The sequence below is a fragment of the Sphaerisporangium aureirubrum genome (genome assembly GCF_042658925.1).
Taxonomy (GTDB): domain Bacteria; phylum Actinomycetota; class Actinomycetes; order Streptosporangiales; family Streptosporangiaceae; genus Sphaerisporangium; species Sphaerisporangium aureirubrum.
This window is the reverse complement of the sequence record NZ_JBHSRF010000101.1, coordinates 1-12,899: the sequence shown is the minus strand read 5'-3', so window position 1 is coordinate 12,899 and position 12,899 is coordinate 1. Positions and strand designations below refer to the sequence as shown.

At 66.6% G+C, this 12,899-nt stretch carries 18 protein-coding genes and 1 tRNA gene; 14 read left to right on the top strand and 5 right to left on the bottom strand.

Going from position 1 to position 12,899, the window contains the following annotated elements; translation table 11 throughout:
* Together ACFP1K_RS36990 and ACFP1K_RS36985 are read left to right on the top strand one after the other, a co-directional pair.
* On the top strand, positions 1–383 hold a 383-nt coding region (locus ACFP1K_RS36990), incomplete at its 5' end, for a hypothetical protein (protein WP_380762353.1).
* Positions 384–855: 472 nt separating this feature from the next.
* Complete coding sequence (locus tag ACFP1K_RS36985) at positions 856–1,812, top strand: hypothetical protein (RefSeq protein ID WP_380762351.1); 957 nt, start codon at positions 856–858, stop codon at positions 1,810–1,812.
* Between the two features lie 166 nt (positions 1,813–1,978).
* On the opposite strand, the gene ACFP1K_RS36980 is transcribed toward ACFP1K_RS36985, so the two are convergent.
* Positions 1,979–2,725 carry an XRE family transcriptional regulator gene (locus tag ACFP1K_RS36980; protein ID WP_380762349.1) on the bottom strand — a complete coding sequence of 249 codons (747 nt, stop codon included), beginning with the start codon at positions 2,723–2,725 and terminating at the stop codon, positions 1,979–1,981.
* Between the two features lie 158 nt (positions 2,726–2,883).
* On the opposite strand from ACFP1K_RS36980, the gene ACFP1K_RS36975 reads away from it, so the two are divergent.
* From ACFP1K_RS36975 to ACFP1K_RS36965, 3 genes are read left to right on the top strand one after another with little or no spacing between them, the layout of a single operon-like run.
* Entirely contained in the window at positions 2,884–3,231 is a 348-nt protein-coding gene (locus tag ACFP1K_RS36975) for a hypothetical protein (RefSeq protein WP_380762347.1), read from the top strand.
* Positions 3,228–3,830: a GntR family transcriptional regulator gene (locus ACFP1K_RS36970; protein ID WP_380762345.1), complete on the top strand. Its 603-nt coding sequence runs from the start codon at positions 3,228–3,230 to the stop codon at positions 3,828–3,830. Before ACFP1K_RS36975 ends, ACFP1K_RS36970 begins: the two co-directional genes overlap by 4 nt.
* Positions 3,799–4,461 carry an HD domain-containing protein gene (locus ACFP1K_RS36965; RefSeq protein WP_380762343.1) on the top strand — a complete coding sequence of 221 codons (663 nt, stop codon included), beginning with the start codon at positions 3,799–3,801 and terminating at the stop codon, positions 4,459–4,461. Before ACFP1K_RS36970 ends, ACFP1K_RS36965 begins: the two co-directional genes overlap by 32 nt.
* On the opposite strand, the gene ACFP1K_RS36960 is transcribed toward ACFP1K_RS36965, so the two are convergent.
* Positions 4,345–4,821 carry an NUDIX hydrolase gene (locus ACFP1K_RS36960; RefSeq protein WP_380762341.1) on the bottom strand — a complete coding sequence of 159 codons (477 nt, stop codon included), beginning with the start codon at positions 4,819–4,821 and terminating at the stop codon, positions 4,345–4,347. The two genes, ACFP1K_RS36965 and ACFP1K_RS36960, sit on opposite strands and share 117 nt — an antisense overlap.
* Positions 4,822–4,823: 2 nt before the next feature.
* A complete protein-coding gene (locus ACFP1K_RS36955; protein WP_380762339.1) occupies positions 4,824–5,564 on the bottom strand; it encodes a helix-turn-helix domain-containing protein in 741 nt (246 codons plus the stop codon).
* A 148-nt stretch (positions 5,565–5,712) separates the two neighbouring features.
* Between ACFP1K_RS36955 and ACFP1K_RS36950 the strand changes: the two genes are divergently transcribed.
* Positions 5,713–6,000, top strand: coding sequence for a hypothetical protein (locus ACFP1K_RS36950; protein WP_380762338.1), 288 nt, complete (start codon positions 5,713–5,715; stop codon positions 5,998–6,000).
* A 207-nt stretch (positions 6,001–6,207) separates the two neighbouring features.
* Here the strand turns inward: ACFP1K_RS36950 and ACFP1K_RS36945 are convergent, their stop codons facing one another.
* A complete protein-coding gene (locus ACFP1K_RS36945) occupies positions 6,208–6,582 on the bottom strand; it encodes a winged helix-turn-helix domain-containing protein (protein WP_380762336.1) in 375 nt (124 codons plus the stop codon).
* A gap of 106 nt (positions 6,583–6,688) precedes the next feature.
* Between ACFP1K_RS36945 and ACFP1K_RS36940 the strand changes: the two genes are divergently transcribed.
* From ACFP1K_RS36940 to ACFP1K_RS36905, 8 genes are all read left to right on the top strand, one after another.
* The gene (locus ACFP1K_RS36940) at positions 6,689–7,018 is read left to right on the top strand and encodes an SCO3933 family regulatory protein (protein ID WP_380762334.1); all 330 of its coding nucleotides are present in this window, start codon (positions 6,689–6,691) and stop codon (positions 7,016–7,018) included.
* A 4-nt stretch (positions 7,019–7,022) separates the two neighbouring features.
* Positions 7,023–8,363, top strand: coding sequence for an FtsK/SpoIIIE domain-containing protein (locus tag ACFP1K_RS36935; protein WP_380762373.1), 1,341 nt, complete (start codon positions 7,023–7,025; stop codon positions 8,361–8,363).
* Positions 8,364–8,397: 34 nt separating this feature from the next.
* Entirely contained in the window at positions 8,398–9,048 is a 651-nt protein-coding gene (locus tag ACFP1K_RS36930; RefSeq protein ID WP_380762332.1) for a DUF2637 domain-containing protein, read from the top strand.
* Between the two features lie 17 nt (positions 9,049–9,065).
* A complete protein-coding gene (locus ACFP1K_RS36925) occupies positions 9,066–9,404 on the top strand; it encodes a hypothetical protein (protein ID WP_380762330.1) in 339 nt (112 codons plus the stop codon).
* Positions 9,397–9,534, top strand: coding sequence for a hypothetical protein (locus ACFP1K_RS36920; RefSeq protein WP_380762328.1), 138 nt, complete (start codon positions 9,397–9,399; stop codon positions 9,532–9,534). The genes ACFP1K_RS36925 and ACFP1K_RS36920 overlap by 8 nt, the downstream gene beginning before the upstream one ends.
* A 96-nt stretch (positions 9,535–9,630) precedes the next feature.
* Entirely contained in the window at positions 9,631–11,010 is a 1,380-nt protein-coding gene (locus tag ACFP1K_RS36915; RefSeq protein WP_380762326.1) for a replication initiator, read from the top strand.
* The gene (locus tag ACFP1K_RS36910) at positions 11,007–11,198 is read left to right on the top strand and encodes a helix-turn-helix transcriptional regulator (RefSeq protein WP_380762324.1); all 192 of its coding nucleotides are present in this window, start codon (positions 11,007–11,009) and stop codon (positions 11,196–11,198) included. Before ACFP1K_RS36915 ends, ACFP1K_RS36910 begins: the two co-directional genes overlap by 4 nt.
* Positions 11,195–12,562, top strand: a complete 1,368-nt coding sequence (locus ACFP1K_RS36905; RefSeq protein WP_380762322.1) for a tyrosine-type recombinase/integrase — start codon at positions 11,195–11,197, stop codon at positions 12,560–12,562. The genes ACFP1K_RS36910 and ACFP1K_RS36905 overlap by 4 nt, the downstream gene beginning before the upstream one ends.
* A 205-nt stretch (positions 12,563–12,767) precedes the next feature.
* On the opposite strand, the gene ACFP1K_RS36900 is transcribed toward ACFP1K_RS36905, so the two are convergent.
* Positions 12,768–12,840: transfer RNA gene (locus ACFP1K_RS36900), tRNA-Arg, on the bottom strand.
* Between the last annotated feature and the right edge of the window lie 59 nt (positions 12,841–12,899).

Sequence of the window (12,899 nt, the reverse complement as noted above, 5' to 3'; positions counted from 1 at the left end):
CCGACAGCGGGCAGGTCGACCGTGCCGTGGAGGTAGCCGATCGTGCTGAAGCGGCCGCTAGTGCGATCGCCAAACCAGACATTCAAGCCCGCGCGCTGATCGATCTGGCCGGTGCCCTGGCCAGGAACGGACAGTTCGACCGCGCCGAAGCTATCGCTCAGACCATTGAGCATCCCGATTACCTAGCTGAAATAGTTACTAAGATCATTGATTACACGACGGAGGAAAGATCACGTCGGCTGCTGGCCTGGGCGTTGACGAGAGCCAGATGGCACACATTATTGAGGGCAATCGCTGGAGTCGATTTCCCAGTGATCATCCGGCTCGCGGACGACATATTCCTCGTTCGGACAACAAAGGATGCGGCAGTTTTTGGCGAGTAGCGGGGCGAAAGCTCTCTTGTAGTCGCGGACGGGTCCGCGCAGATTCCGAGCCCTTACTGATTCTCGGTACTAGGTGCGGTGGGCAGCGATCCCCGATACATCTTGGCTCTGAGAAGTCATCCCCTCCTTCATCAGCTAGGCGATTATCCGCTGCGGCCCGTTCAATGGTCTCGCCGAAATCCGATCAATGGCGCCGGTTTCGGCCCTTCGTGACCGTGCACTCGGCTCCTGCATCCCCTGATAGTCCCACAGCCCTTGGACTCGTCCTCGGTCAAAGGGGCGTCACCACTAGCGAGAGCCGCGCACCAGAAGTGGTTGGCGTTAAGGTAACGAAGGGTTGCCCCGAATGCGTGGGCGCGAGGCAAAGGATCTTCGACGTGAGGGCAAGACGCGTAGACCGTCGATGCTCGATCGTCCTTGCCGACCACATGAAGCCACTCAGGATCGACAGAGGTTCGGAAAGGCGTTCCCCGTGACGTTCTCCTCCACCCAACTGGACCAAGATTCAATCTTCGAGCAATACATTCTGGACGAGGTCGCCCCAGCGCTCTTCCCGCAGCCAGCTTCACAGGTCATGGACTATCGAGGTTTGGGTGGCGTCCCCTTCCGCCTTCATGCGTTCGCCGGCGGCGTTCCGGCCCGGATGCGAGCTGTGGTGAATGGCCGACTGACTGAATTGGATATCACGCCACTCGTGTTCGGTGCAGCGTGGAAGATCCTGGACCTTACGATGGACAACATTCTTGGCCCGTTGCCCGACGGAAGTCCGCAGAGGATTTCGAAGAAAATCAATGTCGCAACCAACGCGAACGGACCAAGTCCCGCCCCTGCGCCTTTTGTCAATGAAACTCCGCTTTGGAAGCGGTTTATGCACGTATATGCAAACACTCTCGACCTCAGGGATTCAGTGGTGCATCGGCGACTCAAACCACATTCCGACGGTCGGTTGGAAGCCACGCCGTCGCATAGCCAGACCACCCCCGGCACGGTCATGACGCGGGAGGAGTTGGAGAGCTTCTTTCGGGCCGTCCAAGGCTTCTATACAGTGCTGATCAGGGGCAGCATCCGTACTCGCGAACGAGACAATCTCTTGTTCCTCCTCGACCAGTTGCAGACGCATCATCGCCTAGGTCCACTTCCCGGCCGGCCCATCACTCGGACTGCCCTGGTCTTGGCGCACCCCCGCCTCCTCACTTCCGGTGAATTCGAGTACGACGCGCGGCCGGTGATGAAGGACGCGCTCAATCGATGGCCGACCGGTGGTGTGGATCTGCTGCTCCAATTGCCGGATGGTTCGATCCTCGGCGGAGACCTTGAGGATGCTCCCGGCGACAAGGTCGTGGTCTTCACCTTGAACAAGCTTCCGAAGTGGTTAAGAGAACTCCCTGCATCCGAATGGGCACGGTGGGCAGCTCGACTCCCGTATTAGGACTCTCTCTTGAGCGTCACACGCCACTCGTTCGTGCGCGTGGGGTGGCGCGTGCCGCGACCGGCCGAAGAGCCGCAGCGCGGCCCGCGACCGCCCGACGCGCGCCAGCGCGCCGCAGGCGGGCTGGCCTTGATAGATGTACAGATAAGTTACTTTCGGATCTTGGTCAGGTGCCCTGGTCGCTGGGGTGGGTGAGCGGTGTTGCGCTGGTCCAGGTGTGTTCGATGCTGGTGAGGTAGGTCGTTGCTGTGCTGGTGTCGTTGTGGGTGTGGATGTGCATGACGGGGGCTTGGGCGGCTGGGGTGCCGTAGGCGTGGAGGTTGATGAGGAGGTCGTCGTCAGCGCGGTAGATGGAGTTGTAGAGGACCGTGTGATGGAGGCGGATCTCTACGCCTTCGGTGCCTTGGAGTGGTGTGTAGAGCTTGATGGCGTTGTGGATGCGGGCGGTCATGAGGTTGGGGCCGATGCCTTCGTCTGTGCCTCGGGCGGCGACGTGAGGGCTGTCGGGGTCGCCGAGCATGATGCGGACGCGGACGCCGGCTTGAGCGCGTTCGGTGATGAGGTGGAGGATGCCGGCGTTCTCGGCGAGGAATAGGCCGCTGTAGACGAGGATGTCGATCTGCTCGTGCGCGGCGGCGAAGAGTTGGCGCCAGAGGGCTTGAGGGACGGCCCAGCGGTGAGGGTAGACGGCTTTGATATCGGGGCCGATGGGGCGGTGAGGGTGGGCGGCATGGGGCCAGAGGTCTTCTTCGTGGGCGTTGAGAAGGTCGGCAATGGCCCAGCGGTGGCGAGGATGGGGGACGCGTCCCTTTAGCCAGCGGTCGACGGTTTTGGGGTCGACGGCGAGGGTTGTGGCGATGTCGATGGTGCGCATGCGGGCTTGGGCGAGGGCGTGGCGGAGGTTGTCGTTCATGCTGGTTCCCTCCTTGGCGGGTGTACCGGCACGACGACGCTAGCATAAGACGTCCCTAGACGTCCCTGGTGGTGGTGTAGAAGTTCCTCGGCGGAGAGCAGGCTCGTTGGCACGCAGCGTGACCGGTTGGGCGGTGCGCGGGAGCGGAAGGGATGCCGATGGGCAAGATCGACGAGCGGGAGCGGCCGGCCATGGATCGGCTGTTGCTGGGGCTGCGGGATCTTCTGGCGGGGCGGGGGGTGGAGGCGCATCACCTGTCTGATCAGGACGATCGGCCGTGTCTGGAGGTGTTCGACGGTCGGCTTCGGTCGCGGCGGGTGTATGTGCACCTGACGTTCCTGTGGTTCATCTGGGGTGGGCGCAACGATGAGCGCACCTCGTGTCACCAACTCGGTGACGCGGCCGAGGTGATCGCGGCGGCGGCGCAGGCGGGGTGGCCTGCAGAGGAGGACCAGGGGCCGCGGGCGGCGGAGCTTCAGAAGATCCTGGACGCCTACAAGTCGTGAGCGATTTAGCGGCCGGTGAGCCGGACAAGCGCGGGACGGCGGGTAGGTGGCTGACCGGGTGGCGGGTGTATGTGCAACTCGCCGATCGGGTGCGGGACCGGGTCACCGCAGGGGTGTATCCCGGTGGCACCTACCTGCCGTCCGAGGCGGCGCTCAGCACCGAGTTCGGGGTGGCGCGGAACACGGCGCGGCGTGCGCTGCGGGTGCTGGTGGGGGAGAACCTCGTGGTCGCCGTCCCCTCCAAGGGATACCTGGTACTGCGCGAGGAGATCCGCCATCTCGATCGGGAGTACCTGTATCAGACGATCGCAGCGGAGTTGCGGACACAGATCGAGTCGGGCCGGTTGCCGCCGGCGGGCAAGGTGCCCAGTGAGCGGGATCTGCGGCAGCACTACGCGGCCTCGCGGTCTACGGTCCGTCAGGCGCTCGGGCTGCTGGAAGGTGAGGGGCTGATCGTCGCGGTGCATGGGAAGGGCCGGTTCGTCCGCCCGGACCGGGAAGGACGTCTCAAGACGTCTGAGTCAGATCCCTGGATCGGGCGCGAGGGGGCCTGCGATGGTGAGCCACATGAGGGACATCAACATCGCCTGGGCCCGTGAGCTGGCACGGAAGACGCTCCAGGACGCGTTGCCGCGCCGGTGGGAGCACTCGCTTGGGGTCGGGCGGCGGGCTGAGCAGCTCGCCCCGATCCTGGGCAGGGACGCTGAACTTCTGGCCATGTCGGCCTACCTGCACGACATCGGGTACGCCCCGGATCTGGTGGACGTCGGCTTTCACCCGATTGACGGGGCGCGGTATCTGCGGGACGTGCATGGGGCCGATGAGCTGCTGTGCACGCTGGTCGCGCATCACACCTGCGCGGAGATCGAGGCCGGTGACCGTGGACTGCTGGACATCCTGCAAGGGGAGTTCCCCAAGCGGCGGACGGACCTGGTTCAGGCGCTGACCTACTGCGACATGACCACCAGCCCGGACGGGATACCTGTGCGGGCCGTTGACCGGCTGGCCGAGATCCGGCAGCGCTACGGCCCGGATGACCTGGTCACGGCCACCATTGAGAAGGCCACTCCGTGCATGCTGTCGGCGGTGCGGGCCATTGAGCAGCGGATGGCGCTAGCCGATGTACGGCCGGGCGGCACCGCTGAGGTAGTGGCCGATGCGCAGCCGCATCGAGCGATCCATCGGGTATCGCTCGGCTTCGTCGCGGCGTACCCAGCGCACCTCGCGTGACTCGTCGCTCGGGGTTGGCTCGCCGCTGACGGCTCGGGCGGTGAGCACGATGGAGAATTCCTGCCGGGCTTCGCCGTTGCTGGTGTAGAGGATCACGTGCTTGGGGTCGCTGTAGGTGCCGACGATGCCGGTGATCTCGCACTCGATCCCGGTTTCCTCCCGGGTCTCGCGGATGGCGGCCTGGGGGATGGACTCGCCAAGATCGATCGCGCCGCCGGGGACGGCCCAGTTGTCGTTGTCGGTGCGGCGGATCATCAGGATGTCGTCGGCCTGGTTGGTGACCACGACGTTGACCGAGGGGACCAGGCTGTTGGCCGCGGGCGCCTTCGGGTCGTCGTAGTAGTCGATGCGGCGGGCCATGATCAGGACTCTACCGGGCTGGCCTGCTCCCACACCCGTTCGAAGCTGGCCGTGTAGGTGGACACCATGTCCCCGCCGATCACTTTCTTCAGGTGCAAGACCGGGGCGTTGGCGGCGGGCTGGCCGTAGACGTGCGGGTTGATGAGGAACTGGTCGTCGGCGCGGTAGATCGAGTTGTACAGGATCGTGCCGTGCTGGCGGATCTCCACACCTTCGATGTCACGGATCGGCTGGTAGAGCACCAGGGCGTTGCGGGCCTTGGCGCCCATCGCCTCGCCGATGCCCTCGTCGGCGCCGCGCTGGGCGACCTGGGGTGAGTCGGGGTCGCCCAGCAGGATGCGTACGCGGACCCCGGCGGCGGCCTTGTCGCCGAGAAGCTTGACCATGCCCGCGTCTTCGGCGAGGAACATGCCGCTGTAGAGCAGCAGGCCGATGTCTTGTTTGGCTTCGGTGAAGAAACGTCCCCAGATGTCCCGGGGGACGGCCCAGCGGTGCGGGTAGACGTGGATGATCTCGCTTTCGCCGGCCGCGGTGACCTGCTCTGGGGTGAGAGCGTCGGGCCATAGGTAGGTCTCGTCTACCTGGAGGAACGTGGCGATCATGTAGCGGTGTTTGCGGTAGGGGCGGCGGGCCTGGGTGATCCAGCGTTCGACGGTCTTGGGGTCCACGGCGGTGGCGGTGGCCAGGTCGCTGATCGATACGCCGCGTTCCAGCAGCGCCGCTCGCAACCGTTCGTTGGCCATTTCACCTGCCCGCTAGGACGTCCTGGGACGGCAAACCCTAGTCGGGACGTCTTGCACACGTCCAGTCGTGTAGTGATCTCGTCCCTACGCTGCGTCGCATCCTCGTCTTGCACCACGAAACGCCCGTGACGAGAGAGGAGAAACGCAGATGACCCACGAGATTCCCCCGCTGGACGAGAGCCCGCCGTGCGCGTGCGGCGCACGGATGCCCAAGGAGGCCGGTACCTGCCGGAAGTGCACGGCGGTGCTGCGCTGGCAGCGTCGTCAGATCAAGCGGCGCAAGGGTCGCGGTGGCAGTACCCGGCCGGCCGGTCGTCCCCGTCGCCCCGGCGGCAACAGCCCCGGTGCCGCGGCGGCGGTCGTCCTGGCGGTGACCTTCATCGGTCTGGCTTTCCTTCCTGCGGCTTCGCCGTGCGCCGGGGTGATCTGGTCATGAACACGTTGTTTCCCTTGGCCGTGATCGCACTGGGTGTCGCGGGGATCATCGCCTTCCTGGTCGTGCTGGTCGGCGTTCGCCAGGAGGACCGGCGGATGATTCTGCCGGTCAAGCCGCAATCGCACTCGGCGACGTTCGCCCGGCGAGTCATCGGCGTGCACGTCCGGGACAACCGGTCCGGGGCGGGCGACGTGGACGGGGCTGAGGTCAGCTTCGTGGCGACCGGCGGGGCTTGCCGGCCTGCTGCGACAGGGTCGACTCCACGCGTTCGAGTCGCGCGGTCAGCTCTTTGATGCTCGCGCGGATCTCGGCCAGCTCATCGGCGGTGGCGGCAGCGGTATCGCCGGCTGGGGTGTCGATCTCGCGGACGTACACGCCCTTGCCCTGCTGGCCGATGACCAGCCCTTCGTTGCGAAGGATGCCGACGGCCATTTTCACTACCGACAGCGACGCGTCGAAGTCCTCGGAAAGCCGGGCCGTCGAGGGCAACGGGTCGCCCGGTGCGAGCGTCCCACGGCGGATCTGTTCGCGCAGCTCATCGGCGATTTGCAGGTAGCCGGGGCGGCCGGTCTTCTTGACCATTCCCCAAGTTGAGCACACCTTTCCCAACCAAGCCAACCACGAGGTCATTGACAGCCGGGCCAACTAGGTCAACTATGTTGGCTAAGACCGATAAGGAGGTTCGTCCATGCGCAACATCCCGATCCCCGTCGACACCAACCGATTGAGCTTCACCTGCGTGAAGGCGCCCCGGCCCCGCCTGCTCAACCAGGACACCGGCGAGATCAAGAAGGACAAGACCGGCCAGATCGTTCAAGAGGTCGTCCTGCTGGCAGAGGACCAGACCGGCCGGATCGAACTGGTCAAGGTCGGCCTGTCCGGCGACTCCCCGATCTCGCCCGGGGACGAGGTCATCCCGGTCGGCCTGGTCGGCTACGTCTGGGAGATCGGCCAGCGGTGGGGCATCTCCTACCGCGCCACCTCCTTCACCCTCGCCGGGGCCGGTGCCCGTGCGTGACCTGATGCTCGGGACACTCGCCTACCTGGCCGCGCTATTCACCGCGGTGTGGACGTGGCGGCACTGGCACTACCGCTCGTACTGGCTGCTGGTCGGCTACACCCTCACGGCGATCCAGGTGCGGGCCACCTGGCGCAAGGTCGCCCTGGGCTGCGGCCTGACCAAGAAGCAACAGCGCTGGTGGTTCACCGTCGTCCCGCGCGCCGTCGCCTCGACCGGCATCGTCAAGGTACGGCGCCGCTTCCAACGGGTGGCCGTCGACACCAAGCCGTGGATGTGGCTGCCCCTGCCCACCCGGAACGGCTGGCGCGTCACGGTCCGGCTGTTAGAGGGACAGATCCCGGGCGACTACGCCGATGCCGCCGAACGGCTGGCGCACTCCTGGGGCGTGCACGCGGTCCGGGTCACCTCCCCGCGCCGCGGGCGGGTCACGCTGGCCGTGACGATTCGTGACCCGCTGGTGCGCCTGGACACCCTGCCGGCCTCCGGTGAACTGCTGAGGGTCATCGTCGGCAAGCTGGAAACCGGCGGGCCGTGGGCGATCGACTTCCGCACCGTGCCGCACTGGCTCAACGCGGGCGCCACCCAATCCGGCAAGTCGAACCTGGCGAACGCCCTCATCGTCGGGCTGGCACCGCAACCGGTCGCCCTGGTCGGCTTCGACCTCAAAGGCGGGGTCGAGTTCGCCCCGTACGGGCAACGGCTGTCGGCGCTGGCCACCGACCGCGCCGAGTCACTCGCTCTGCTGGATGACCTGGTCGCGGTGATGCTCGACCGGATGGGGCTGTGCCGCGCGGGCGGGGCCCGCAACATCTGGCAGCTTCCCGCAGGCCTGCGGCCGGTGCCGGTCGTGGTCCTGGTCGATGAACTGGCCGAGCTGTACCTGATGGCCGACAAGTCCGAGAAAGACCAGGTCACCAGAACCTCTACGGCACTGCTGCGCATCGCCCAACTCGGACGCGCGTTCGGCATCTACCTGTTCCTGTGCGGGCAGCGAATCGGCTCCGACCTTGGCCCCGGCGTCACCGCGCTGCGCGCCCAGTGCTCGGGACGCATCTGCCATCGGGTCAACGACCCCGAAACCGCGACCATGACTATGGGCGACCTCGACCCCGCCGCGCTGGTCTCCGCCCGCGCCATCCCGGCCGAGACGCCGGGGGTCGCCATCGTCGCCTCCCAAGACGGCCAGTGGTACCGGGCCCGGTCCTTCCTCGTGGCCGAGCACATCGCCGAACAGGCCGCCTGGACGTATGCCCACCTCACCCCGTCCTGGGACGACCTCACCGCCCCAGAACACCGCGGGGAGGTGACCGAGACCGACATCCCCGTCCTGCTCGACGCCTGACCCGAACCGCCCGTCGACCAGAAAGGGGGACACGATGCGACGCTTCGCCGGTTGGCTGGCCGACTCCGGACCGGTCATCATCCTGGCGGCCATCGCCGGCGCCGGATCGTTCACCCACATCCGCGACACCGCCACCGCCCACGGACAACACGGCCCGATGGCCTGGGCCATCGCCGTCTGCGTCGACCTCACCTGCGTCATGGCCGCACGCGAACGCCAACGCGACAAGAAAACCCGACGTCCCCGGACCGGGTGGGCGTCCTGGCCAACTCTCGTCCTGGCTGGCGGCGTCGTCCTGTCCCTGGCCGCCAACCTGCACCAAGCCCAACCAACGGCCTGGGGCTGGATCATGGCGGCCACCCCGGCGGGCGCATTCCTCGTCGCGGTCTCCATGCTCGAACGCCGCTCCTCCGCGACGCGTCCCGCACCGTCCCCGGTGACGGTCACCTCGTCCTCGACAGCTCCCCCGCTCGTCCCCGACCACCAGGACGACAAGGACGACAAGGACGACCAGCCGGGACCGTCCCCAGAACTCCTCGACTACGCCCGCAAGGTCGCCACCGACTACCACACCCAACACCACAAACCCATCAACCGCGACACCCTGCGCGCCCGGCTCGGAGTATCCAACCAACTCGCATCCGACCTGCTCCGCCACCTGCGCACCACACCCGAACCCACCTGACGAAAGGAGAACCCACCATGACCAACGACCGGGCCGCATACATCGCCGGCCTCCGGGACCTGGCCGACTTCCTCGACACCAACCCCGACATCCCCACCCCCTGCCAGGACGTCACCGCCTACTACCTCCCCGACACCGCCCCCGACCCCCAGATGCGCGCCGACGTCGACAAAATCGCCACCTACCTCGGCAGCCAGATCGACGCAAGCGGCCTGCCCGGCGGCCACTACCGCACCCAGATCAACTTCGGGCCGGTCCAGTACCGCGCCGTAGCAGTGCTGGCCAAGGGACGCGCCCTCTACCAGGCCGACATCAGCTACGCCGGGTGCGTCGCCCTCGACAACCCCGATGAGTGATACCGACCTCGACGACGAGGTGATCATCCGGGGTTACCGCTGCTGCACCTGCAACGGAACCGGAATCGACAGCCTCGGCGACACCTGCGCCGACTGCCTCGGCACCGGCATCGACAACCACGGGGCCTAGAGCCCCAGGCGCCCCCGGCCTGGCCGTACATCCACCAAGACGCCTGCCAGGTCGGGGGCCATCCCTCCACCCATCGAGTGAAAGGAGGACACCATCTTGCCCCCCTCCACCATCGCCCCGCACGCGATCGCGGCTATAGCCGCCCGCCTCGACGGCCCCGACTACGGCCGGTGGGCCGCACAGATCCGCCGGGCCGGCGGATGCCGACAGCCCATCAACATGCGCGGCACCGTCCTGCACGTAGACCCCGCCACCGGCCGACGCCTGCACACCTACACCACCCACACCGAACCCGGCGGCGTCCTACGCCTGCCCTGCAAAACCCGCCGGGCCACCCGCTGCCCAGCATGCGCCAAGACCTACCGCGGCGACACCTACCAGCTCATCCGCGCTGGCCTGATCGGCGGCAAGGGCGTCCCGGCGTCGGTCAGCGAACACCCCTGCCTGTTCGTCACCCTCACCGCACCCTCCTTCGGCCCCGTCCACACCCGACGAGAGCAGGGCGGCAAGGTCCAGCCCTGCCACCCCCGGCGCGCCGCCACACCGTGCCCGCACGGCCGCGTGCTCTCCTGCACCGCCCGCCACGCTGCCGACGATGAGACCCTCGGCGAACCGCTGTGTTTGGACTGCTACGACCACACCGGCTCGGTGCTCTTTAACGCCGCCGCCTCCTTGCTGTGGGCACGCTTCACCGACGCCCTACGCCGCCGCCTGGCCACCGCGGGCGGGCTCAACCTGCGCGAACTGCGAGAACACCTGGTCCTCTCGTTCGCCAAGGTCGCCGAATACCAGCGCCGCGGTGTCGTCCACCTGCACGCCGTCCTCCGCCTCGACGGACCCAACGGGCCGACATCCCCGCCACCGGCCTGGGCCACCACCGACGTCCTGACCACAGCCGTACAAGGCGCCGCCCCGGCCGTCTCGGTACGCATCTCCACCACACCAGACGAGCCGGTACGAGTCCTGCGGTGGGGCCGACAGCTCGACATCCGGCCGATCACAGCCGATGGCGGCCTGTCCGAGCGGAGCGTTGCGGCTTATGTGGCCAAGTACGCCACCAAAGCCGCCGAATGCGTTGGCACCCTCGACCGCCCCGTCCGCCCACTGGAGAACCTCGACTCCCTCGGCCTGCGAGACCACCCCCCGCGCCTGATCGCCGAATGCTTCCGCCTCGACGCACTCTCCCACCTGGCCGAACTCCGCCTCACCCACTGGGCTCACATGCTCGGCTACCGCGGCCACTTCTCCACCAGAAGCCGCCGCTACTCCACCACCATCGGCAAGCTCCGCGCGGGTCGTGTAGATCACGCGCGACAGACGGAGATCAGCACAGGGCGCCTCCCAATCTTGCCGGGAGACAAGCCGGTGACCATCGCCCAATGGACTTACGTCGGCCGCGGCTTGCCAGTCGGCGAACAGCTCCTCAGCGCCGCGCTCACGGACGGTTCCCGGGTGCGCCTGGGCGGTGTGCGATGACGCGCCGAGACGAGTTGCTGACGTTGCCCGAAGTGCTCGAAGAACTCGGCGGCGTCTCCCGCCGGACCTTCTACCGCTGGCGTGAACTGGGGCGGGCCCCCGTCTGCCTGAAGCTGCCGAATGGAGATTTGTGCGTCTGGCGGAGCGATCTCGCCGCATGGCTTGAGTCATTGCGGGAGGCGGCGTGAGCACCAGCTATGACGTGAAGTTCTGGGAGATTCAGCGGAACGGGTCCAGTAAGACGCCGTCTTATGTGGTGCGGTGGAGGGTCGGTGCCAAGGTCAAGTCCAAGACCCTCCGCACGAAGGAACTCGCCAACAGCTACCTGCGTGACCTCCGGCTGGCGGCCAAGAACGGTGAGGCATTCGACCTCGCTTCTGGCCTTCCCGTGTCGATGCTGGCGCCTGCACCCGAGACCGGTCCGACCTTCCTCGCCTTCGCACAGATCTTCATCGCGCAAAGGTGGAAGACCTCGGCGGCCCGAACCAGGGAGACGGACGCTTACGCCTTGCTGGCGTTGGTTCCTGCGATCACGAGTGACCTGCCGGGCCGACCTGATGCGGACGAACTCCGCAAGGTACTACGTGAACATGCCCTGCTCCCGGAGGGCCACCGGGGAGAGCTGTCGGCCGAGTATGTTCCGGTGCTGCGGTGGCTTGAGACCGCCTCGCTTCCCCTCGCCGATCTCAAAGAGCCGCGCGTCGTCCGGATGGTCCTGGAAGCGATCTCCGTGACGCTCAAGGGCCAGAAGGCGGCGGCGAACACGGTGCTCCGCAAGCGGGAAGTTTTGCATCACCTGCTGGAACTCGCCGTAGAAGAGAAGGTGTTCGGCGCCAACCCTCTCGACGGCGTCAGGTGGACACCCCCGGACACGGTGGACGAGGTGGATCCCCGCACCGTCGTGAATCCCCGTCAGGCTCGGAAGCTGCTAGATGCCGCACTACGTGTGGGCCGATCGCGCGGTCCTCGGATGCGAGCCATGTACGCGTGCATGTACTACGCCGCACTTCGGCCAGAAGAGGCTGCGGGACTGATGCGGGCGAACTGCCATCTGCCGGAGGAGGGATGGGGGCTGCTGACCCTGGAGAAGGCGCGACCGGCGGCTAACAAGCGTTACACCGACTCAGGGGAGGCGCACGACGATCGTGGCTTGAAGCATCGTGCGGAGCGGGATATCCGGCCGGTGCCGATTCCTCCGGCTCTGGTGGCGATCATGCGGGAGCATGTCGAGAAGTACGGGCTGGCCGGCGATGGTCGGCTCTTCGCCACGAGCAAGGGCGGTCTATACAGTGCCTCGGCGATCTCCCGGGTCTGGAAACAGGTGCGGGTGCTGGCGTTCACGCCTGAGCAGGTGGCCTCGTCCCTGGCGGCGACGCCGTATGGTCTGCGGCATGCGGCGGTCTCGCTGTGGCTGGCTGCCGGCGTTCCGGCTACCGAGGTCGCTCAGCGCGCCGGGCACAGTGTCGAAGTCCTTCAGCGGGTCTACGCCAAGTGCATTGAGGGGCATGCGCGGCAGACCAATCGAAAGATCGCGAATGCGCTGAAGATGTGAGGACGGTCAGGATGGGAGGGCCTCGGGATCTGTCCCGGGGCCTTTCGCGTTGCTGGGCTGAGCTGGCCAAACGCGTGCAAGATCACTTCGCGTATATTTCGCGATCATTGGCGCACGGCTGCCTACGGCTGCATCCACCTGCGCAAGATCGTCGGTCGGATACGAGAAAGCGCCAGCTGAGAGGGTGTTCGGGCTGATCAAAGAGTGCCCCCGGCAGGATTCGAACCTGCGGCACCCGCTTTAGGAGAGCGGTGCTCTATCCCCTGAGCTACGGAGGCGGGGTCTGGGGTAAGCGTACCGAAAGGATTGGGCTTGTGGGGCGGGGTGGAGGGGTGGG